The sequence below is a fragment of the Flavobacterium sp. 316 genome (assembly GCF_000967805.1).
Classification (GTDB): Bacteria; Bacteroidota; Bacteroidia; order Flavobacteriales; family Flavobacteriaceae; genus Flavobacterium; species Flavobacterium sediminilitoris.
In genome coordinates this window covers 65,557-87,400 of record NZ_JYGZ01000005.1, presented here as the reverse complement: position 1 = coordinate 87,400, position 21,844 = coordinate 65,557, and the positions used below count along the sequence as shown (strand labels likewise).

General features: G+C 27.9%; 16 protein-coding genes. 4 read left to right on the top strand and 12 right to left on the bottom strand.

Annotated elements, in window-relative coordinates; all coding sequences use genetic code 11:
- From SY27_RS11525 to SY27_RS11510, 4 genes are all read right to left on the bottom strand, one after another.
- The coding region (locus SY27_RS11525; RefSeq protein ID WP_161794151.1) for a PorP/SprF family type IX secretion system membrane protein at positions 1–1,079 on the bottom strand (1,079 nt) is incomplete at its 3' end.
- Positions 1,080–1,093: 14 nt separating this feature from the next.
- Complete coding sequence (locus SY27_RS11520; protein ID WP_052705304.1) at positions 1,094–2,575, bottom strand: gliding motility-associated C-terminal domain-containing protein; 1,482 nt, start codon at positions 2,573–2,575, stop codon at positions 1,094–1,096.
- A gap of 111 nt (positions 2,576–2,686) precedes the next feature.
- On the bottom strand, positions 2,687–3,964 hold the full coding sequence (locus tag SY27_RS11515; RefSeq protein ID WP_045970430.1) for a hypothetical protein: 1,278 nt from the start codon (positions 3,962–3,964) through the stop codon (positions 2,687–2,689).
- Between the two features lie 26 nt (positions 3,965–3,990).
- Positions 3,991–4,425 (bottom strand): hypothetical protein, encoded by a 435-nt coding sequence (locus SY27_RS11510; RefSeq protein WP_045970428.1) that lies wholly within the window; start codon positions 4,423–4,425, stop codon positions 3,991–3,993.
- Between the two features lie 542 nt (positions 4,426–4,967).
- Between SY27_RS11510 and SY27_RS11505 the strand changes: the two genes are divergently transcribed.
- On the top strand, positions 4,968–6,116 hold the full coding sequence (locus tag SY27_RS11505) for a DNA polymerase III subunit delta' (RefSeq protein WP_045970426.1): 1,149 nt from the start codon (positions 4,968–4,970) through the stop codon (positions 6,114–6,116).
- A gap of 4 nt (positions 6,117–6,120) precedes the next feature.
- Positions 6,121–6,504 carry a hypothetical protein gene (locus SY27_RS11500; protein ID WP_045970424.1) on the top strand — a complete coding sequence of 128 codons (384 nt, stop codon included), beginning with the start codon at positions 6,121–6,123 and terminating at the stop codon, positions 6,502–6,504.
- A gap of 1 nt (position 6,505) precedes the next feature.
- On the opposite strand, the gene SY27_RS11495 is transcribed toward SY27_RS11500, so the two are convergent.
- The 6 genes from SY27_RS11495 to SY27_RS11470 form a co-directional block, all read right to left on the bottom strand.
- Complete coding sequence (locus SY27_RS11495; protein ID WP_045970422.1) at positions 6,506–8,782, bottom strand: helix-turn-helix domain-containing protein; 2,277 nt, start codon at positions 8,780–8,782, stop codon at positions 6,506–6,508.
- A gap of 91 nt (positions 8,783–8,873) precedes the next feature.
- Positions 8,874–9,461 (bottom strand): OmpH family outer membrane protein, encoded by a 588-nt coding sequence (locus SY27_RS11490; protein WP_045970420.1) that lies wholly within the window; start codon positions 9,459–9,461, stop codon positions 8,874–8,876.
- Positions 9,462–9,711: 250 nt separating this feature from the next.
- Positions 9,712–10,557 (bottom strand): bifunctional 2-polyprenyl-6-hydroxyphenol methylase/3-demethylubiquinol 3-O-methyltransferase UbiG, encoded by an 846-nt coding sequence (locus SY27_RS11485; protein ID WP_045970419.1) that lies wholly within the window; start codon positions 10,555–10,557, stop codon positions 9,712–9,714.
- 92 nt (positions 10,558–10,649) lie between these two features.
- Positions 10,650–12,527, bottom strand: a complete 1,878-nt coding sequence (gene mnmG / locus SY27_RS11480) for a tRNA uridine-5-carboxymethylaminomethyl(34) synthesis enzyme MnmG (protein ID WP_045970417.1) — start codon at positions 12,525–12,527, stop codon at positions 10,650–10,652.
- Positions 12,528–12,566: 39 nt separating this feature from the next.
- Positions 12,567–12,986: an rRNA maturation RNase YbeY gene (gene ybeY, locus SY27_RS11475; protein WP_045970415.1), complete on the bottom strand. Its 420-nt coding sequence runs from the start codon at positions 12,984–12,986 to the stop codon at positions 12,567–12,569.
- Positions 12,979–16,305, bottom strand: a complete 3,327-nt coding sequence (locus SY27_RS11470; protein WP_045970413.1) for a glutamyl-tRNA synthetase — start codon at positions 16,303–16,305, stop codon at positions 12,979–12,981. Before SY27_RS11470 ends, ybeY begins: the two co-directional genes overlap by 8 nt.
- Before the next feature lie 186 nt (positions 16,306–16,491).
- Here SY27_RS11470 and gltX point away from each other — a divergent pair, with 186 nt between their 5' ends.
- Positions 16,492–17,994: a glutamate--tRNA ligase gene (gene gltX, locus SY27_RS11465; protein ID WP_045971102.1), complete on the top strand. Its 1,503-nt coding sequence runs from the start codon at positions 16,492–16,494 to the stop codon at positions 17,992–17,994.
- A 53-nt stretch (positions 17,995–18,047) separates the two neighbouring features.
- Here gltX and SY27_RS11460 read toward each other — a convergent pair whose 3' ends face one another.
- Positions 18,048–18,695 carry a hypothetical protein gene (locus SY27_RS11460; RefSeq protein ID WP_045970411.1) on the bottom strand — a complete coding sequence of 216 codons (648 nt, stop codon included), beginning with the start codon at positions 18,693–18,695 and terminating at the stop codon, positions 18,048–18,050.
- Between the two features lie 103 nt (positions 18,696–18,798).
- On the opposite strand from SY27_RS11460, the gene SY27_RS11455 reads away from it, so the two are divergent.
- Entirely contained in the window at positions 18,799–19,776 is a 978-nt protein-coding gene (locus SY27_RS11455; protein WP_045970409.1) for an SPFH domain-containing protein, read from the top strand.
- A gap of 334 nt (positions 19,777–20,110) precedes the next feature.
- Here the strand turns inward: SY27_RS11455 and SY27_RS11450 are convergent, their stop codons facing one another.
- Entirely contained in the window at positions 20,111–21,793 is a 1,683-nt protein-coding gene (locus SY27_RS11450; protein ID WP_045970407.1) for a glutamine--tRNA ligase/YqeY domain fusion protein, read from the bottom strand.
- Positions 21,794–21,844: the final 51 nt, after the last annotated feature.

Below are 21,844 nucleotides of genomic sequence, written 5' to 3'. Positions count from 1 at the left end.
GCTTTTATAGCCTCTTCTCTAGCTAACCTATTTTGTTCTATTTTTTCTTTTCTAGCTGCTTCTTTTGCTAACCTATCTTCTCCAGAATTATTTTTTGGAGTAGAAACAGGCTGTTTTGCTGCTTTTTTATCTCTTAATTTTTGTGCTCGTTTCCTAAAATTATAAGAATCATTATAATTCGTAAACTTATATGATAAAGAAAACTCATGACTTGAACCAAAAAATAAAGAATTATTAATTGATAAATTATAAGAATATCCTATTAAAAACTTTTTAGAAATAGCAACTCCAATTCCTGCATTTGCTCCTCTAAAAGTATTATAACCTGCTTCTAACCAACCTAATTCTTCTTGATCTAATAAAAAACTCCCAGATATACCTGTACCATCCTTTCTATTTTCAACTTGAAGCATTCCAGAGAAATTACTTCCGTCCAAAATATTATAATAACTACTAAGTTCCTTTGTATACATTAAATGTCCAGAAAAAGTAGCTGAATTATTATCTTGTACTGATTCACTAGTGCTTAAATTATAAGAAACTATATTGTTTGCAGAAATTCCTATATCAAAATTATTTATGTTTAAATTTATTCCTGGTTTTATATTTACAAAAGCGGTTGCGCCTTGATTTATTAAAAGTGGTTCAGGAGATTCTGTAATGACTCTATTAATATCAAAATTACTACTTGAAAAATATGCATTAATACCAAATGTTAAATTGGTTTCATTTTGCATAGGAACATTGTAAGCATAATTTATTACACCTCCATTATTTTTCAATAAACCTATAGATTGAGAATATACTCCTATAGCAAAACGAGACTCATTACTTAATCTCCCCTGATAGTTTAGTAAGTATAAAACGGGTGAATCCTCAAATTTTACCCATTGTCTTTTATTTGCTAAATTTAGAGAAGGAGCTACTTCCCTAGAATAACTAAAAGCAGGGTTAATAAGAAACCGATTCAATTTAATTGAATTATTTAATGTAACATCGAAAGAGGAGTAAGCATTTTCTTGTGAAAAAGTTACAGAAAAAAGCATACATAAAATTATCCCTAAGTGTATTTTTTTCAATGGTTGGTTTAAGTTTATTTGATGATAGTTAAGATTCCTTCTTTTATTAATTGATTTTCTTTAGTTAGTTTAAAATAAAAGAATGATTTTGATTGAAAAATTTCTTCAGTATTCTCTGGCCAGTTATTTTGGTAATTATCTGTAATAAAAATTTGCTTTCCAGAGGAAGTATATATTTCTAAATTTAAATTATTAGAGCTAGTTAATTCAAATGGGACTTTAAATTTATCATTAAAACCATCTCCATTTGGGCTTATTAGATTAGGGATTTCATCTACACTTGGCTCTATAACGATAAGAATTAATTCTTTTGTTGAAACACATCCTGTTGTTTGTGTAACTAATACTTTAAATTCACCTGTTTGACTAATATTTAAAACATTTGATGTTTCAGATAATAAATTATCATTAAAGTACCATTGAAATGATGGTGCATTTGCATCTGTTGTCACTGTTACTAGAAAAGATTCTCCTAAAGATAACTGGTATGGAGAATTCACATCAATTGTTGCACTAAATGTGTCTGATGTTAATGTATATGTATTTGAAGTAGTAACACAAGATCCGTTATCTACAGTAGCTTTATAAGTACCTCCAGAGACTGCATTATAAGTGTTTGAAGTAGCTCCATCTATTAAATCATCATCTAAAAACCATTTGATAGTATATATAGAACTATTAGATATATTTAAAGTTAATAATTCCCCAACGGATTCACATACTTCATTAGTATTTGTTGCAGTAAATATTATTATTGAATTTGCACTTGACTCTGTAACAGTTACAAGTATTGATTTTGACAAGGATGATGGTGTACATACTCCATAATTAGTTTCTACAAAATATTGTCCTGGTGAATTTACAGATAATGATGTGCCTGTTCCTACAACAACATCACTTGATCCTACTTTCTTTTTCCAAGTATATGTTAAATTAGGATAGAATAGGGGAGAAGATGCATCTCCAGAATCAAAAATAAAAAGGTTAAAACTAGATCCAGCACAATATGCAACTTCAGAATCTATACCTGTAGCACTATTTAGTTTAATTCCTTGATTGTGAATCATAAAATAGGCATCAAAAGGATTAGATCTAACACTTGTAGCTGCTGGTGCAGAACTTTTTACTCTTAATTTATAACCTGTACCGTAAGTTGTATTTGGTAAGGTAAAATTCATGACAAACTCACTTGGAGATGAGCCATTTGTCGTTGTAGCACTTAATTGAACAATATTAGAAGAAAAATCATCATCTGACATTTCTAAAGTAAACACATTGTTTGACTGAAGATTTCCTACTGGTGTTACACTAAAGGTTAGGGTATGATTTGTATTTATAGAAGAGCTTTGACATAAAAACGTAAAATTAAAAATAGGCTTAGAAATGACAACATTGAATGCTTCATTAGTAGATATTGGATTTTTTTCTTTAGCCTCTATTTCAGGTGAAAAAAAAACAAATAATAAAATTAAGCTCTTTAATATTTTACTCAACATAATATCTTTTAAAAATTAAACAATCTTAGAATAATAATTATATAACAATCAAACTGTTAATATTATAAAGGTATTTATAATATTAACAGTTAAAAATATTTCTTATGTATTTTAATTTATACTTCCAATCTTAAGCCTAAAATCTGGTGTTCTTTGATTATTTGCATCAACAAATAAATCCTCTGATTTAGTTTTAGAATATCTATTTGCAAAACTTGGTTGAGCATAATAAGATTCTAAATCATCATTAGTAATTCCACCAATTTCAGAAACTATATTTTTCTTACAGTTATTTATAAATACTCGTTGCAATTTTATTTTTGTCAAATTAGGATCTGAAACTTCAATGTTTTCATTTAATAATAAAGCAGAATCAAAACCTGAAACTATACTATTTTTGAAAGTAAACAAGCAATCTTTATTTACATAAATAGCTTCTTTAATAAGACCTTGAGTTGCTGATTGACCATCAACTTCATTAACTATTGTGAAGTTATTTAAACTTACATTAGTGGCAGGCTTTGTTAAATCAGTCATGTCTTTATTGTCAAAAGGTTTAACTGTTACACCTCTAAAATTTGTACTAGATGAGAAAAATGGATTTCTTAAAGCTAGTCCATTTTCAATATTAGCAATTGTTCCTTGTGTAAAATTAAAATCACTACTTTTAGATCTAAAAGAAACTAATTTAGTCGCTTTTGGATTTCCACCTATAAACTTATATGAATTTCCGCTAGATAAGCTTACTTGGATAGATTCTAATATAGTTCCTGATCCTACACCTACAAGAGTTAACGCATCATATGTTTCATATCTATCTTTTCCTCTTCCTGCAAATTCAATTCTAACATTTTTAATAGATCCTGAACTGTCAGTAGAAAGTTCACCACCACCAACTCTAAAATTACTTGGTATTTCACTTTCAATCCTTGCTACATTACCATACGTATTTATTGGTGCTCCTCCTAAAATAAATATTCCTCCCCAATCACCAGGCTTACGCTCGTTAGTTGGTTTATCAGAAGTAAATACTATAGGATTTACAACCTGTCCTTCTGCAATTAATTTAGAACCTTTAGTTATGATTATTGCACTATACTCACTTGAACTAGCTCTAATTATTGTACCTGGTTCAATTGTTAATTTTGCATTATTGGTAACATATACTTCACCAACCAAATTATATGTTTCAAGATTTGTTAATGTCAAATCTGAAGATATATTTCCTGTTAATATTTTTGTAGTTTGTGGATACTCTTTACCAACAGGGTTGAAAGAAGACCATCCGTTTAACCAATTACTTCTACCTACAATTCCCCAATCATCTTGTTGAGCTTGTAAAGTAAACCCAAAAAGGATTAATACAATTAATATGATAGTTTTTTTCATAACTTTTATTTTTTATTTATTCAACCTTATTCAACTTGTATTGTATGAACAAGTTTTAATACTTCTTCATAAAACAAAATTGCTTTAATTATATTACTTGTGTCTGAATATGGTAATATACCTGTTAAAAATTGAGCATTACTATTTAAAAAGGCTTCTCTATTTTGCACTTCAGTTTCTAATGCTTTAACATTGTCTTTAGAAGCAGGTATACCTAAATCCGTAAATGTTACTCCAGATTTATTTGTAACGCCAAAATATTGAATAACACTAAACAAAATTTTAACCCTTTCTAAATACAATGGCATCAATTGCCCTTTTGTCATAGATTCTAACTCTTTTTTATCATGGTATGAACCAATACCTCTGATATCTATAACAACTTTTTGATCTTTCTGTGCTAACGCATCAATTGAGGATAGCATAAATAATGCAATAATGCATACGTAAAATTTTCTCATAATAAAATTTGTTAATTTTCAGTAAATAGGCAAACCAATTACAAATATAAATAATAAAATGTTTTAACAAAACTTTTTAATATAAATGTTGATAAAATTCTTAAAAAAACTTTTTTTATTATAAATTTTAATTTTATAATTAGTCTGCAAATTATTAATTTTTTGATCAATATATCGATTTATTATGCTTAATCAATTATTATGCCAAAAAAACAAACGCATATTTTCTTATTAATTATTTCTCTACATTTTATAACGAAAAACAACGAAAAATTTAACAATTCACTTTAATCAGTTAAAAATACTGACAGATAAAGTGCAAAAAAACTAGATAATCATCAAATCATATTTTTATAAAGTTACAATTTTTTTTACTCCAATTATACAATTTTAACATTAAAAAACGCTATTACAGTTTTTCTATAATGCCATTAACAACTGAATAATTGATTTCTAATATATTAATTATTATCTATACCAATGACTATCGAATTTATAAATTTTGATTATATCTAAATAGATTTAGAATTGTATATTTGTTCATGCTTTTAAAAGATGTATTAGGTCAATATCATATTAAAAATCACTTTATAAAAAGTGTTGCAGCAGGGAGAATTCCTCATGCTCAGCTATTTGTTGGTCCAGAAGGATCAGGAACACTACCAATGGCCATTGCTTATTCACAATATATCTTGTGTTCTAATTCAGAAGGAGAGAATAATACTGGTAATCAAAGTTGTAATTTAAAGTTTGAGAATTATTCTCATCCTGATTTACATTTTGTTTTTCCAGTTGCAACAAATGATCAAATTAAATCACGCCCAGTCAGTGCTAACTTCTTGATTCAATGGCGATTTTTTTTAAAAGAAAATCCTTATGGTGGTTTATTTGATTGGTACAAATACATTGGTATTCAAAACAAGCAAGGTCAAATAGGAGTGGATGAGGCTACAGAAATTAATAAAGCCTTATCATTAAAAGCTTATGAAGGTGGTTATAAAGTAATGATTATTTGGATGGCTGAAAAAATGAATAACGCTTCTTCAAATAAGTTACTTAAACTTTTAGAAGAGCCACCTGCTAAAACAATTTTTATTTTAATTACTGAATCATTAGATGATGTTTTGCAAACTATTTTATCAAGATGTCAAGTAATTGATTTCATGGGTTTAAGTGAAGCAACTATTTCTGAAGCGCTAATAAATAGAGAAAATTGTGAAGAAAATGAAGCATTAAAAATAGCTTACCAAAGTGAAGGAAATTATAACAAAGCTTTACATCTTTTTAAAAAAGACGCTGATGATTATCCTTTTGAAAGTTGGTTTATTCAATGGGTTAGGAGTGCTTTTAAAGCAAAAGGAAATGCTTCAGCTATACAAGACTTAATAAGTTGGAGTGAAACTATTGCTGGTTTAGGAAGAGAAGTTCAAAAACAATTTTTACAATATTGTATTCATTTTTTTAGACAAGCATTGTTGAGTAATTATAAAGCAAATAATTTGGTTTATTTTGAACCAACTGAAAGTAATTTTAATTTAGAAAAATTTTCTCCATTTGTTGATGGAAGTAATATTAATGATATATTTAAAGAATTAGAAAATGCTATTTATCATATTGAAAGAAATGGTAACAGTAAAATTATTCTAACTGATTTATCTATAAAACTAACCCGTTTAATTCATAAAAAATAATCATATGACACAAGCAGCTCCTATTTTATTACTTTTGTTACTAAGTGTAACTTTTCTTCAATCTGGATATGATAAAATAAAAGATTGGAAAGGAAATGTATCTTGGTTAAAAGGACATTTCTCTGAAACTATATTAGCAAAACAAGTACCACTAGCATTATTTACTATATTAATATTAGAAATTTTTTCTGGTGTTTTATGTGTTTCAGGAATAATTGAGTTGTTTACAAAAACATCTAGTCAAGTAGCCTATTATGGCGCTATTTTATCTTGCTTAACATTAATATTTCTTTTATTTGGTCAACGAATAGCTAAAGATTATGATGGAGCTAGAACTATTGTTATTTATTTTGTTCCTGCAATAATGGCTGTATATATTTTAAGCTAAATTATACTTTTAAAGTTGCACGATATAATCTTAATTCGTTCCAAGAAAATACATCTCCATGAAGTGATTTAAGTTCTCCTAAACTTTCACCATCATACTTTTTAAAGGCTTTTTCTAAGTCTTTAATTTTTTCATGAGATAAAATATCTGACAATTCTACTATTTCCATTTGAACTAGTTTAGTAAAATGGTTATAAATAGTTTCTGGTGTTAATTTACGCTTTTTTGCAATTTCATAAATAGAAAGATTTTCCTTCCAAAGTTCCAAAGTTTCTTCAATAGTAGATTTCTTTGGTTCTTTGGATTTTTTCTTCTTTGTTTTTCCATAATATGACACTTCTTCGTTTTCTTCAACTAAAGTGGCAAATTCATTTCTAAATCGTTCTGCTACAGTTACTAACTTATTAATTTTATAAACTTGCATGTCTTGAGAAACTAAATTTTCTTTTGAAATTTCTTTTCCTTCAAGTGTGATTTTTGCCAACTGAATAGCTTTCTTTAATTGTAAAACTGCTGAAATATGAAGCTCTTCTAAAACTAATAATTCATCATAAAATCCTTTTACTTTTTTTATTCGTTTTACTTCTTCAATTTTTAATAACAAGTCTTCTGCAATTACATCTATTGTTTTAAAAAAATAATTATATGCAGCATTACATCGTTCATAAACAAAATCGAAATCAATTTCATTTTCGGAAAATATTTTATAAAGTTGCGACATGAATTTTCCTGAGGGAATTTCTAATTCTACCATTTTGTCATATTGCAATTTTGCCCATTTTGAATGTAATGATTTTGGTGATTTTGGAGCTTCAGCTTTATAACTATAAAAATGATTGCGCCATTCTTGTATTAATTCTTTGAAATCAAAATACTTAAGTAACGTTTGTAATAAGAAATTTTTTGTTTCTTTTACTAACGATTCTTCTAGAATTACATCTGTAGCTTTGTTTTCAGAATAATTTAAAACGCCTTCATCGCTAGAAATACCATTCATTCGTATTGGAGACAATAAAATAAGCCCTTTTAAGGAACGTAATCTAGAAAGTGCTACATAAGCCTGTCCTGGAGCAAAAACCTGCGATACATCGAGTGCTGCTTTATCAAAAGTTAAGCCTTGACTTTTATGAACTGTTATTGCCCAAGCTAATTTAATAGGGTAGTGGACAAAAGTTCCTATTACCTCTTCTTCAACTTCTTTTGTGTTTTCATTTATTTTAAAACGAATGTTTTGCCATTCATATCGTTCTACTTCAATAGTTTTACTTTCTTCTGGAAAATGAACTAATATCTCATTATCTGATAATGAATGTATTACACCCATTTTTCCGTTAAAATATTGTTTATCAAAATTTAAATCGTTTTTAATAAACATAACTTGAGCTCCTACTTTTAATTCTAATTTTTCATCTAATGGAAAAATTTTATCAGGAAACTCACCTACTATATTTGGCAAATATGAATATGTTTTTCCCTTTAATTCTAATAAAGATTCCTGATTAATAGTATTTGCTTTTACATTATGAGTAGTAAGTGTAACGTATCCTTTGTTATTTTTAAGATCAAACTCAGGTTGAACAAATTGATTTAAAAGATCAATATCATTTTTTGTAATTTTATTCTGACGAAGATTGTTTAATACATCTATAAATTCAGAATCTTTTTGCCTAAAAATAATATCTAGTTCAATATATAATGGTGGATATTGTTGAATAATATGCGAATGAAAAAAGAACATTCCATTGTAATAGTTTTTTAACAACTGCCATTCTTCATTTTTTACTACTGGTGGTAATTGAAGTAAATCTCCAATAAATAAAACTTGAACACCTCCAAAAGGTTGCTCATTTCGTCTTACTCTTTTCATCATAAAGTCCATAGCATCAAGTACATCTGCTCTTAACATTGACACTTCATCAATAATAAGCAATTCCATATTTCTAATAACGGAACGTTTAGTATTGTTCATTTTAAAATGTCTTGCTAATGATATTCGGCTTTCAAACTTTATTCCTCCTGAAAAATTTGCAACATCTTTATTATCTGGAAGAAAGGCTGCAAAAGGTAATTGAAACATAGAATGAATAGTAACACCACCAGCATTTAGAGCAGCAATTCCTGTAGGAGCAACAACAACTGTGTTTTTATGTGTTGTAGCAATAATTTCTTTAAGAAGTGTTGTTTTTCCTGTTCCAGCTTTTCCTGTTAGAAAAACAGATTTATTTGTCTGATTAATAAATCGTAGAGTGTATGATGCTTCAGCAGATAAAAATTCCATTTGGCAAATAATTTAAAATACAAATATAAAGAAATGAAAATCAATAAAAAAAGCCTCTAAAATAGAGGCTTTTTAATTTAAAAATAAATAATTATTTTTTATCTTCTTTTACTTCTTCAGTATCTTCTTTTTTTGCTTTACTACCATTTTTTGAAGTAAATTCTTCATTTAACTTCTTTAAAACTGTATCAGTAATGTCATAAGGCTCTTTAGCAAACAAAATAGTTTGAGCATCTCCAGTTCCATAAATATAATCGTATCCTTCTTTTTTACCGTATTCTTTAATATAATCTTTTAATCCAGTTACAATTGAATTACGAATACTATCACTTTCAACTTGAATTTGTCTTAAGAATGCTTCTTGCTCCATAGACAATTGCTGTTCTCTTTGTTGTAATTCAGCTCCTTTTTGTTGAGCCCAAGCCATTCCTTTAATTTGAGCATTTCTTTGAAAACCTGCTGCCTCTGTTTGAAAAGCTTGTAATTTAGCTTCTAATGGTCTACCTAATTCTTGAGATTTTACTTTAAACTTTTCTTCCTCATCTTTATACTTGTCATAATCTTTTAGAAGTTTAACAGTATCTATATAAGCAGTTTTAAAATTGTCTTTTTTATCTTCCGTTTTGTTACAAGAAAATAGTGCAAAGGTTACTCCTAAAATCAATAAGGCTTTTTTCATTTTTAATTTTTATTATTATTGCTTTTTATGTTTTTATATAATTTTTGGTAAAAATAGTAAATCCCTTTTAAGTAGCAAATAATGCTTGTTTTAAAGTTATAAGTAAATTTTATCGTTCTGCGACAAAAATATAAAATTTATTTATAAAACTTCGATTATTTTAAGGGTGTTTAAATTAAAAAACTCTTTTTTTAGATATGATTTGTTATTTAATCTATAAAAAAGCTTTAAAATTGCTTTAAAATGATTTTTACTTGTTTTTTATGATGTAAATATGGGATGAAAACTCTTTTTTTACCATTCCATAAATATTTGAAATAAATCCATAGAAAAATCCCCTTATCACATTCATTTTTCCGTTTTTATTTTTTTCAGATAAAAGTGAAACATAAAAACTATCAAACCACATTGGTTTTACTTTTATTAGTTTCATATTTTTATTTTGAAAAAGTTTTTCAATACTTGTTTTTGAAAAATGCCATAAATGTCTTGGCACATCATAAGCTGCCCAAAATACTTTATACTTTTTAGCGTCATACGATTTAAAGTTTGGCACAGCAATTATTATGGTTCCATTTGGTTTTAACAATCTTTTTAATTCTGACAGTTGAAATTCCAAATCGGGTACATGTTCTAAAACATGCCACATTGTAATTACATCAAAAGAATGGCTTTCTAAAACTTCTAATGTTTCCGAAAAAGTCACTCCTTTTGAAATTGCAATTTGTTTTGCTTTTGCATTGGGTTCAATTCCTGTTACGTTCCAACCTTTATTTTTTGCTTCTGTTAAAAAATCACCCGTTCCTGCACCAATATCTAAAACACTTCCTTTCTGACTGAATTTTGAAAGTAATGCCACTTTTTTACGTATTGCATTTCTTTTTACTCCTTGATATACTTTTTCAAATAATGTTCGAGAACCATCAGTATGAGAAATATAATCTTCACTTTCATAATAGGAGGGAAGTTTATCAAGAGATGGCTGAGGATCTGTTTTTAAAATTTGATATTCATCATTTAATAACAATGAAAAAGATTCTCCCGAAACGGAAAAATCTTTCACAACACTATATGTATTTTCTTTTTTAAAATTCATTATAAAACTACAATACTAGATTTGATAGGACTTAACAAAGTTGTTTCACGTGAAACATTTTTAAAAATAGATTTATTCTATTACTTTTACAATTAACGTCCCATATAAATTAACAATACAGAAATATCACTTGGTGAAACACCACTAATTCTTGAAGCTTGTGCAATTGTTTTAGGACGAATCTTATTTAATTTTTGTTTTGCTTCAATTGAAATTGATTTAATTTTATTAAAATCGAAATTATCTGGAATAATTGCATCTTCTAAACGATTTAGTTTATCAGCATGATTTTTTTCTTTTTCGATATATCCAGAATATTTAACTTGAATTTCGGCTTGTTCAATTATTTCATTATCCAAATCATGATCGCTTACATATTGCTTTACCTTTTCAAATTTTAAAATATCCACTAAATCAATTTGAGGTCTAGAAAACACTTTAAACATTTTATCGGGTTGAGACATTGGACTAGATCCTTTTTCCTCTAAAATAACATTTGCTTCATCTGGTTTTAAACTTGTTTCTCTGAAAAAATTTACCATTGCTTCAGATTTACTAAATTTTTCTTCCATTCGAATTAACCGTTCTTCTTTCGCTAAACCTATTTCATATCCTTTAGGTGTTAATCTAATATCTGCATTATCTTGTCTTAATAAAGTTCTATATTCTGCACGAGAAGTAAACATTCTATATGGTTCTTCTGTTCCTTTTGTAATTAAATCATCTATAAGAACACCTATATAAGCTTCATTACGTTTTAAAATAAATGGTTCTCTTTCTTGAACTTTTAATGCAGCATTTATTCCTGCCATCAATCCTTGAGAAGCCGCTTCTTCATAACCTGTAGTTCCATTAATTTGCCCAGCAAAATACAACCCATCAACTAATTTTGTTTCTAGTGTATGTTTTAATTGAGTAGGAGGGAAGTAGTCATATTCGATAGCATATCCTGCTCTAAAAAACTTCACGTTTTCAAATCCAGCAACTGTTTTCATTGCTTTAAATTGTACATCTTCTGGAAGAGATGTAGAAAATCCATTCACATATACTTCAACCGTTTTCCATCCTTCAGGCTCAACAAATAATTGATGTCTTTCTTTATCTGCAAAACGATTAATTTTATCTTCAATAGATGGACAATATCTAGGTCCTATACTTTTTATTCTTCCGTTAAACATTGGACTTCTATCAAATCCTTCTCTAAGAATATCATGAACATCATTTGAAGTATATGTCATCCAACATGAACGTTGAACTGACAATGGTTTTGTTATGTTTGAATAAGAAAATTTATCTGGAACAACATCTCCTGGTTGTTCAATCATTTTGGAATAATCTAATGAACGTCCATCAACTCGTGGTGGTGTTCCTGTTTTCATTCTTCCAGATTCAAAACCTAGCTTTAATAAATCTTCTGTAATTCCAAACGAAGCACTTTCTCCTGCACGACCCCCTCCAAATTGTTTATCACCAATATGAATTAATCCATTAAGAAAAGTTCCATTCGTTAGGATTACTGTCTTCGCTTTTATTTCGATTCCAAGCGACGTTTTAACTCCTATCAACTTTCCGTTTTCTGAAAGAATTCCTGAAACCATTTCTTGATAAAAATCAAGATTTGGAGTTTCTTCTAACATTAAACGCCATTCTTCTGCAAAACGCATTCGATCACTTTGCACACGTGGCGACCACATTGCAGGACCTTTTGATTTGTTCAACATCTTAAATTGAATTGCTGTTTTATCAGATACAATTCCTGAATAACCACCAAGTGCATCAATTTCTCTTACAATTTGTCCTTTTGCAATTCCTCCCATAGCAGGATTACAAGACATTTGCGCAATGTTTTGAAGACTCATAGTTACTAACAAAGTTGAACAACCCATGTTTGCAGCAGCAGCAGCAGCTTCACAACCAGCATGGCCACCACCAACAACAACTACATCGTATTTTTTTTGAAATAAACTCATTGTTCCACGTGAAACATTTAAATTAATTTTAAAAAAATATTATTGTTCCACGTGGAACAATAATATTTTTTCTTCTTCTTTTTTTCTCATAATACTAGCTTCATTACTAGTTTTGTCTTTATATCCACAATAGTGTAATATACCATGAATCATAACTCTTTTTAATTCATCAGCAAAACTAACATTAAAATCTGTAGCATTATCTTTTACTCTTTCAATAGAAACAAAAACATCTCCACTAATAATATTACCTTCTGTATAATCAAAACTGATAATATCTGTTAATGTATCATGATTTAAATATTCCACATTAATCTTATGGAGATAATCATCATCACAAAAAACATAGTTTAACTCTCCTAATAATTTGTTTTCAGAGACAATAACTTTGTTAATCCATCCTTCATAAAGAGACTCGTTTTCTAAAACAAAGTCGGTTTCATAATTAAAATTAATCATTTGTCTTAAAGTATTTTTGAACCTTCTGATTATAATTGGGCTGCAAAGGTAAACTTTGTCTGTTTAATATTTCAATACTATTTAAATAATCTTTAAATTCTTTAGATAGTACTTCTGAAGAACCATTAAATTCTTCATTATTTGTTTTAGATTTTCTTTTATTATCTTCTCCTTGTTGTTGAATTGCATTTTCTAATTTAAGTAATTCATGTTTTAAATTTAACATCTTACTCAATGTTTGATTATTAAATCCTTTATTTATTAATTGTTTTTCTATGTCTTTCATTTGATTCAATGCGTTCTGACCAAAACCAGACATTCCTTCTTTTTCTAAAGCTTTTTGTAATGCATCTCGTAATTGTTGTTGTTCTTTAATTATTTCTAATATCTTTCCTGCATCGCCTTCACTACCATTATCTCCATTAAAACCTTGTCCTGAACTACCATTTGGTTTACTACCTTGTCCTTCCTTTTTACCATTTTTATCTCCTGGCTTATCACCAGACTTTTCTCCTGGCTTTTTTCCATCCTTCATTCCATCTTTCATTTTATCACCTAGACCTTCTTGTTGTTTAATAATATCTGGCAATTGCATTCCTTTACCTTGTCCTTTTTTTGGTTTTCCAGAACCACTACTACTTTGCATTTGCATATCATTTCTAACATTACTCAAGAAATCTGCTAGCTTATTTGCTGAAGAAAGCACATACTGTTGATGAGAAGCTCCTTTATAAATTACATTTTCAGATAAAAAAGACAGTGATTTATCTAAGTTATAATGTATTTCTCCAACTTCGTTTAAAATGGTTTCGGTAATCATAGGGTTTCTAAGAGAGATTGCAAATAAGCTATCATCAATATGTTTAAACTGATTTTTTAAATCTTGTTGCTCTTTAAGAATCTTATTAAATTGTAATGATTTACTATTTACTTTTTTTGTTTGAACTAATAGGTCTTCTTCATCAAAAGAAAATGAAAGCAAATTATCTAATATTTGTCGAAGTAGTTTAGCATCTTCTTCCATTTGTTCGCCACTACTACTTGCCATTGATGAAGCCATTTTCTGACTCATTTCTTTCATTTTTTGAGCTGCTGATTTTTGCTTACTTTTTGCATTCTCTTTATTTCCTTTTTCTAAATTTTCTTCCGACTTATTTAAATCATTCTGAATATCCTGTTGTTCATTTTTATCATTCGGAATATCCATAGGAGATTTTAATTCATCATTATCTTTATTAAGTTCTTCTAATTCTTTCTTAATATTTTCAAATTCTTTAGTCAGTTCTTTTTGTTTATCTAAATTATTATCCTTTTCATTAGATAATTTTTCTTCTTTTTTACCAAGATCATTTAATTTTTCAGCTATTTGCTCAGCCTTCTTTTCAACATAAAAACGCTTAGTAAGTTCAACTAATTGTTCTAAATTTTTAGTTTGAGATTTACTATTTTGTTTTAATTTATCTGCTTTATCAAAAAGTTTATCTTTCTCTAATTTATCAGAAAGCTTTTCTAATTCTTTTAGTAATTCTTCATTTTCCTTTGACTGCTTTTCAGCTTCATCTAATCTTCTTAATAATTCTTCTTTATTTTTATCAAGTTCATTTGGATTAAATTTTTCCAAATTATCAGATAGTTTTTTAGTAAACTCTTTCATCATTTCGTCTTGTTCTTTTTGACGATTAATAAAATCTTCTACCTTCTTTTGATCTTTAAAATCTAAATTTGTTTTTTCTTTATTTAATTTTTGAAGTTTATCAAGCTCTGATATTTGCTTATCTTGATTTTTTAATGATTTTTCTAAACTATTTATGTTTTCATTTTGTTCTTTAAATAATTTATCTTCTTTTTGATCCGTTGTAAGTTCATAATGCTTAAAAACTGTCGATTTTGCACTTTTAAAATTATTAACAGCATCATTATCAAATACTTCAAAGTAATATTCATAATTAATTCCTTCCTCTAATTTAATTCCAGATGGAAAAGAGTATATAAATTGATCTACTGCTTCATTTTTAATTGATAAAAGAAACTTTTTAAGAACATTAGGATTTTTCTTATCATAGTATACTACTTGAAGTTTAGATAATCCATAGTCATCTGAAACTTGACCAATAATAATTTTACCCTCAACCTTTAAACTATCTGGTGCAAATTGAGCACTAATTATTGGGAATTGATCCTTAATAATTGAGACTTGGTAATTCAACTTTTCAAAATTAGCCACATTACTATTTGAAGTAATAACTTGATAATCTAATTCATTTTTAATCTTTAAAGAATATGTGAAAAAATCTTCCTTCAATACAAAAGATGATTTCTTATTGTTATACATAAAATCAATATTTGAAGTAGACTTTGCATTAATTTTCCAATTAATAATAGTTCCTTCAGGTACAATAGCATTACCTGAACCTTGTAATATTTCAGAATTCTTTTTCAAATATGAAGGATATTGAAGAACCATTTGAAAATTTGAAATAGTTGGAACATCAATAACTTTTAAAGAATATTCTTTAGAAGTAACAGCATTAGATTTTATATAAAAATTGGTAGAACTCAAAACATTTTTAAATGTATAGTTAAAATTACCATTTCCTTTATTTTCTAAAAAATACTCTTCATCACCAATTATAATGCTTGCGTTTTCAGGAATAACAGAACCAACAGATTTAATATTTAAAACAAAATCTTTATTTTGCTGAGTAGTTAAATCTTTATTTAAAAGTGAAAAATAGAATGGAGCAGGAGGAGTGTAAACTGTTTGAAAGTGAACAACTCTATTGAGACTATTTGAAATAATATTAGAATTACCAGAAATAAAAAACAATACTAAAAACAAAACAGGCAAAATCAAATAAGGAAGAAATTTTTTATTGCTAGAAAAAGAAATAGCGTTTGTGAAAGGAATAGGTTTTAAATTATTTGATTTCTGTTCAATAGAAGCCATCAATAATTCTGAACTTTTATTGTAAGATGAAAGTTGTAAAAAATTTAAAAGTGTGTCTTTCACTTCAATAAAATGATTACCAATAATTGAAGAAGCTTCTTTATAGTCTATTCCCTTTTTTAATTTGAACAATTTAAAAATTGGAAACAAAATAAATCGAATTAATAAAAATAATTCAACAGCAATAAACAACCAAAAAAGTATAGTTCTTCCTATGATTGACAACCAAAGAAAATGTTCTATAAGTAATGTTAAAATAAAATATAATAATCCTAAACCTATAAAAAGAATACTTCCTTTTATTAGTTCATTTATATAGAATTTCTTTATAAACAATTCTAGCTTACTGTAAATAATTGATTTTGCTTCCAATATGTCTTGTATTTATAACCGATAAATTTACTAATTTTTAATTCGCTTAATGTTAATATTATTTCAAAATAAAATAAAGCTTATAATTAAATTAAAATTCAATCTTAAAAATTGGTATTGTATCTTTGCTCAAACAACTTTAATAAGTTGAGTGTTACTTACAATTTAAAATTTAATTTTACAGAAATGTCAAAACCAGTTAGAGTACGATTTGCTCCAAGTCCTACAGGACCTTTACACATTGGTGGTGTTAGAACTGCTTTATTTAATTATTTATTTGCTAAAAAACATGGTGGAACTTTTTATATAAGAATTGAAGACACTGATCAAACACGTTTTGTTGCAGAAGCAGAAGCTTATATTTTTGAAGCATTAGAATGGTTAGGGATTTCTCCAGATGAGACAATAAACAAAAATGAAAAATTTGGGCCATATCGTCAAAGTGAGAGAAAGGCAATATATAAACAATATGCTGATCAATTAATAAAATCAGGTTGGGCATATTATGCATTTGATTCAAGTGAAAAATTAGATGAATTAAGAAAACTAGCTGAAGAAGAAAAAAAGACATTTATTTACAATCATACTGTAAGAGAAAATTTAGATACTTCACTTGTACTTTCAATAGAAGAAACTGAAAAACGTATTGCGAATGGAGAACATTATGTAATTCGTTTTAAAACTCCAGTAAATGAAACATTAGAAATTAATGATATTATTCGTGGAACAGTTAAGTTTGATACTAATCTTTTAGATGATAAAGTATTGTTTAAAAGCGATGGAATGCCAACTTATCATTTAGCAAATATTGTAGATGATCATTTAATGGAAACTTCTCATGTAATTCGTGGTGAAGAATGGTTACCAAGCTTACCATTACATTATTTATTATACCAAGCTTTCAATTGGGAAGCTCCAGAATTTGCTCATTTACCATTAATTTTAAAACCTATAGGAAATGGTAAATTATCAAAACGTGATGGAGATAAAATGGGCTTTCCAGTATTTCCTTTAGAATGGAAAACAGCAGAAACAACATCAATGGGTTATAGAGAAAATGGTTTTTTCCCAGAAGCAGTTGTTAACTTTTTAGCTTTATTAGGTTGGAATGATGGAACTGAACAAGAAATCTTTTCATTAGAAGAATTAATTCAAAAATTTGATTTAAGTCGAATTCATAAAGCAGGAGCGAAGTTTGATCCAGATAAAAATAAATGGTTTAATCATCAATATTTACAAAAACAGAATAATGAGAATTTAGCTGAATTATTTAAAATTGAATTAGATAGAAGAGCTATTTCAACTTCACTAGATTTAATTAAGATTGTTTCATTAGTAAAAGAGCGTGCTAATTTCGTTACCGAATTATATGATTTATCTGATTACTTTTTTGAAGCACCAACATCTTATGATGAGAAAGCATCGAAAAACTGGAAAGAAGAAACACCAGAATTAATGCAAAAAGTAATAGTTGAATTAAATAAAATAGAAGATTTTACTTCAATTAACATTGAAACACTTTTAAAAGAATGGATGACTCAAAATGGAATAGGAATGGGGAAAGTAATGCAACCGCTTCGATTAAGTCTTGTAGGAGCTTTAAAAGGACCTCATTTGTTTGATATTATAGAAATGATTGGAAAGGAAGAAACAATCAAGAGAATTGAAAAAGCGATTGGAACTTTATAATAAAGAAAAAACCCAGCAGATTGCTGGGTTTTCTTTTATAAAAACACCTTATTCTACAAATAAAAAGTAATCATACCACTAAGAATACCATAATTAGCTTTAAACTTTTCATTTCCATTTAAAAGTTTTAATTCATCACTTTTATTTAGATTATTCATAAAATTATTTACTCCATACTGATAAGAAACATGTAATCGTACATTTTTAATTCCTGCTGTAATTCCTGCATAAATATTTCCGTTAATTTTAGTAATATCGGTAATATCCTTTGCTGTAAGAAGAGGACTATCTTTTAATAATTTTAATTCATCTTCTTCATCAATAGCCAGTTTACCATTAATTTGAAGTACTGGACCAATTTCAAAAGTTAAGTGATTTTCAATAATCATATAACTACCGGTAAGATAAATTTGAACAGCAGACATCTTATAGTTAATGTCTTTATCTAAAACGGATTGGAGTGAAAAATTACTTTCGGTAAAATTCATACCAAAAGCCATTTGCCAATCATTATAATAATTTCCTCTTAAAGAAAATCCTCCTATCCAACCTGTCTCAGGTTTAGCATTAAACTGATCAGAAAATAAACTCATTTGAGTTATTCCACCAGAAATTCCAATTCTATTGCTATCTCTACTTCCGTATTGAGCATTAATTGAAAAAGTAACTAGTAGGGTTAATAAACAGATAACTTTTTTCATTATATTTTATTTAATATGTTCAAAAATAATATTATTAATTAAATCATGTAACTTTTCTCGATAAAAAGCGTATAATAACTATAACCAATTAATTAATTAACTCATGCCATCATTTTTTATTATTCTCCTAGTACTAGGATTATTTCTTTTTTTAAGTTCATTTTTTACAGTAAAACAACAAACGGCTGCTATTATTGAACGCTTTGGTAAATATGCAAGTACACGTACATCAGGTTTACAATTAAAAATTCCTGTAGTAGATAGAATTGCTGGAAAAGTAAATCTTAGAATACAACAATTAGATGTAATTATTGAAACCAAAACAAAAGACAACGTATTTGTTAAACTAAAAGTTTCGGTACAGTTTAAAGTGTTACAAGAAAAAGTATACGAAGCTTTTTATAAATTAGAATATCCTCACGATCAAATTACATCATATGTATTTGATGTTGTTCGTGCTGAAGTTCCAAAATTAAAATTAGATGACGTTTTTGAACGTAAAGATGATATTGCTGTTGCAGTAAAACGTGAATTAAACGAAGCAATGTCTACTTACGGTTATGATATTATTAATACGTTAATTACTGATATTGATCCAGATATTCAAGTTAAAAATGCTATGAATAGAATTAATGCTGCTGATAGAGAAAAAACCGCTGCTGAATATGAAGCAGAAGCAGGAAGAATTAGAATTGTTGCCAAAGCAAAAGCGGAGGCGGAAAGCAAAAGATTACAAGGACAAGGTATTGCAGATCAACGTAGAGAAATTGCTCGTGGATTAGTAGAATCTGTAGATGTACTAAATAGAGTAGGGATTAACTCTCAAGAAGCTTCTGCTTTAATTGTTGTTACACAACATTATGATACACTTCAAGCTATTGGTGCAGATACTAATTCTAACTTAATTTTATTACCAAACTCACCACAAGCTGGTAGCGAAATGTTAAATAATATGGTAGCTAGTTTTACAGCAAGTAACCAAGTTGGTGAAGCTATGAAAAAAGCAAATAGTAATAAAAGAAAAGGAACTGGTAAAAAAGATATTTTTGGAGGAACTGAAGAAAATGAATCTGAAGAGTAAAAAAAATTTACAAAAAACTTTTTTAAAACCATCAATCATAAATTGGTGGTTTTTTTGTAAAAAAACTTTTGAAATTATTAAAATATAATATCATGAAGTCAAAAAAATAATTTTATATATATATTTTAAGTCAAAATTAAAATAAAGCTATTTCTGACACTTTTATATCCTCACCTTTAAAATCATATTACCTAATTTTAAAAACACAATAAAACGAAAATATAAAAGCTATTTTTAATAAGAATTAACTATATAATTCTATTTTATAATAGTAAAAATTAATAATAATAAAAGCCTCTATAAATCGAGGCTTTTATATATAAAATCTATTATATTATTTTGATTCAACTTTTGTCCAAGTGTCTCTCAAACCTACAGTTTTATTAAAAACTAATTTTTCTGATGATGAATCTCTGTCGACACAAAAATATCCCAAACGTTGAAATTGGAAATGATCCAATTCTTTTGAAGATTGTAAACTTGGTTCTACATAACCTGTAATTACTTCAAGTGAATTTGGATTAATATATTCTTTGAAATTTACATCTTTATTACCATCCGGGTTTTCATGAGTAAATAATCTATCATAAACACGAACTTCTGCTTCAACTGCATGCGCTGTAGATACCCAGTGAATGGTACCTTTTACTTTACGCTTACTAGCTTCTGTACCGCTTCCAGATTTAGAATCTACATCATACGTACAGTGAATTTCGGTAATATTACCTTCAGCATCTTTTACAACTGATTCACCTTTAATGATATACGCATTTTTCAAACGAACTTCAGTTCCTAAAGACAAACGGAAGAATTTCTTGTGTGCTTCTTCTTGGAAATCATCTCTTTCAATATATAATTCTTTAGAAAAAGGTAATTGACGGTAAGTCATTACTTCTTCTTCTGGATTATTTTCAGCTTCTAACCATTCTTCTTGACCTTCTGGATAATTAGTAATAACCAATTTCACAGGGTTTAAAACAGCCATAACACGTGGTGCTACTTTATTTAAATCTTCACGAACACAGAAATCCAATAAGGAAACATCAATCAAATTGGTACGTTTAGCAATACCAATTGTATTAGCAAAGTTACGAATAGCAGTAGCTGTAATTCCACGTCTTCTCATACCAGAAATAGTACTCATACGAGGATCATCCCATCCTGTAACATGATTTTCTTCAACTAATTGTAATAACTTACGCTTAGAAACTACAGTATGTGACAAGTTTCTACGCGCAAACTCACGTTGTTTTGGACGTACTTTAGTTTCATCGTAAATTTGGTTTAAAAACCAATCGTATAATTCACGGTGTGGTAAAAATTCAAGTGTACAGAAAGAGTGCGAAACTTGTTCTAAATAATCACTTTCTCCATGCGCCCAGTCGTACATTGGATAAATGCACCAATCATTACCGGTACGGTGGTGATGTGCATGCATAATACGATACATAATAGGATCACGCATTAACATGTTATTCGCATTCATTGATATTTTAGCACGTAAAACGTGAGTTCCTTTTTCAAACTCACCCTTTTTCATACGTTCAAATAAATCTAAATTTTCTTCTATAGAGCGATTACGATAAGGAGAATCTGTACCAGGAGTAGTAGGCGTACCTTTTTGAACAGCCATATCTTCAGAGGATTGACTATCAACATAGGCTTTACCTTTTTTGATTAATTCAACAGCCCAATCATATAATTGTTGGAAATAATCAGATGCATAACATTCATTATCCCAATTATATCCTAACCATTCAACATCGCGCTTAATAGCATCTACAAATTCTTGTTCTTCTTTAGAAGGATTTGTATCATCAAAACGAAGGTTAACAGGTGCATTATAATCTATTCCCAAACCAAAATTTAAACAAATAGCACTGGCATGACCAATGTGTAAATAACCATTAGGTTCAGGTGGAAAACGAAAACGTAATTTATCTTTTGACAAACCATTTTTTAAATCTTGTTCTATGATTTGTTCTATAAAATTCAATGATTTCTCTTCAGTTGACATAAGAATTATTAATTTTGACAAAGATAAGTTTAATTAATCAATTATAAAATT